The sequence below is a fragment of the Streptomonospora mangrovi genome, from assembly GCF_027604915.1.
GTDB lineage: Bacteria > Actinomycetota > Actinomycetes > Streptosporangiales > Streptosporangiaceae > Streptomonospora > Streptomonospora mangrovi.
Genome location: NZ_JAJAQC010000113.1, coordinates 1 through 2,260 on the forward strand (window position 1 = coordinate 1; position 2,260 = coordinate 2,260).

Annotated in this window: 2 protein-coding genes; both read right to left on the bottom strand. The window is 70.8% G+C overall.

Going from position 1 to position 2,260, the window contains the following annotated elements:
- Positions 1-126: 126 nt before the first annotated feature.
- Positions 127-654, bottom strand: a complete 528-nt coding sequence (locus LG943_RS27590; RefSeq protein WP_270075313.1) for an EF-hand domain-containing protein — start codon at positions 652-654, stop codon at positions 127-129.
- Positions 655-1,061: 407 nt separating this feature from the next.
- Entirely contained in the window at positions 1,062-2,069 is a 1,008-nt protein-coding gene (locus tag LG943_RS27595; protein WP_270075314.1) for an adenylate/guanylate cyclase domain-containing protein, read from the bottom strand.
- Between the last annotated feature and the right edge of the window lie 191 nt (positions 2,070-2,260).

Sequence of the window (2,260 nt, forward strand, 5' to 3'; positions counted from 1 at the left end):
ACGGCGCCGCCGCGGGCGGCCGAAACCCCCGGGTCCGGCGCCGGCCCCCTCCGCGCCGGAGCCCGCCGGAGGTCGTGCGACCTCCGGCGGCCCTCACCCGGGTGCGCCCCGCGGGCGGCTACCCGCTCAGCGGCCGAGCAGCGGCACGTCGTTGCGCCCGAGGTGGTAGTCGCGGACGGCGGCGAGCAGTTCGTCCACGGTCAGGTAGCCGTTGCCGTTGGTGTCGATCTGGCGGAAGATCTCGGAACTGTCCGACTGGACACCGATGGCGCCGAGCCAGCGGGTGAACTCGTCGGGGCTGACCCGGGAGTCGCCGTCGGTGTCGAGGAGGTCCACGATCGCCCGGATGGTCGGCCGCAGCACGCGGCTGAACCCGGCGTCGCCCTGGCTGATGATCTCGGCCTCGGCGACCTGGGCGAACTCCTCGGCGTTCAGCGAGCTCTTGCCGGCCTTGCTGGCCAGGTAGTCCCACATCTGGGTGTAGGCGTCCAGAACCGCGCGCGCCCGGGGGGAGGCCTCGTCCTCGTTGAGGCTGCGGATGATCTCGCGGGCCTCGGCCTCGAAGTCGGAGCGGTCGATCTGGCCGTCGCCGTTGTTGTCCCAGAAGGAGAAACGCTCGTTGAGCCGGTCGCGCTCGGTGAGGGTGTTCGCCATGTATTCGCTCCTCAACGCAAAAAACGTGGGGTGGATGCGTGCGTGGCCCGAATGCGCAGTTTCGGGCCGGTCAGCGAAGCTTCGCGGGATTTACATTAGCGTTTCCCGGGTGTGGCGACCAGTCCACAAGAATGAATTAACGACACTCCAGCATTGTTGCGCATCACCCCACGGGAATGCATTTGGGACATCAATCGATTAACACCCAGAAAACCGAGCGGGGATTTCCGCCGAATACCTGTTTTGCCCGCGATGCCCGAGTGGCGGGAAAACGACCGCGAAAGCGCGCTTCCTCCGGCACCGAATTACGGACGGCTCACTTTTACGGCCGGCCCGGATGCCCGTTTTCCCGCGCGGCCCGAACGCGTGCCCGCGGCAGGGCGGGCGGACCGGGGGGCGCGCGCCGGTCAGGCCGAGGGGTCGGCCGGCTCGTAGCTGCGGCGCAGCGCGTAGGGCTGGAGCTGGCCCAGCCCGTGGGCGTGCCGCGCCCGCACCGCCACCACCTGGAGCGCGGGCTCGTCGCGGAGCAGGCCGGCCAGCGCGTCGTCGATGAGGATGGTGCCCGGCCGCGCGAAGGAGGTCAGCCGCGCCGAGCGGTTCACCGTCGTGCCGAACACGTCGCCCAGCAGCGCCAGCACCGGGCCGTAGGCCAACCCCACCCGGACGTCGGGGACCTCTATGTGGGTCTTCACGCCGTCGGCGAGCTGAAGCGCGATCTCGGCGGCCTGGAGGGCGGTGTTGGCCACGTACATCACCTCGTCGCCCAGGGTCTTGACCACGCGCCCGCCGCCCGAGGCCACGATGTCGGTCGCGGTGGACTCGAACCCCTCGACCACCTCGGCCAGCTCCACCTCGTCCAGCTCGCGGCTGAGCGTGGTGAACGACACGAGGTCGGCGAACCCCACCGCCAGCGGGAAGTAGGTGGGCGCGGCGTCCTCGCTGCTGCGCACGAAGGCGATCCGGCGCGCGATCGACGCCGCCAACTGGCGCCGCCAGATGTAGAGCAGCAGGTTCTCCATGTCGGGCATCAGCTCCTGGGCCAGCCCCACCAGCGGACCGTGGTCGTCGTCGGCGGCGCGGTCCTGCGGCTCGTACGACAGGGTCGACAGGATGCTGGTCTGCCACTCGGCCAGGCGGGCCATGGTCTGGCCCATGGCGCGGGCCATGCGGATGGCGGCGTCCTCGTCCAGCACGCCGTTCTTCATCAGCTCCGAGGTGACGCGCAGCGCCTCGACGTCGCCGTCGGTGAAGGCCACGGCGTCCTCGCCCCGGGCGGCGAAGCCCAGCGCGCGCCAGACGCGCTTGGTGAAGTCGTTGGAGGCCCCGGCCAACCGCACCGCCTCCTCCCGCGTGTAGCGCGCCTCGCCACCGAGCAGCACGGCTTCGATCTCCGAGGGGTCCAGACGCGACGACATAGGAACTCTCGTGTTCGAGGCCGGTGCGGCGAGGGGGAACGCGGCACCGGCCGAGTGGACGGAAGGCACGGTCACCCGCGCGTCACTGTCGGTTTAGTACGTGGGGGCGGCGCCCGTCAAGAAAGACCAGGTCTGGTACCGCGTCCGCGCAGCCCGCGGGGGCCGCGGACGGCGCGCCGGCGGCGGCGGGC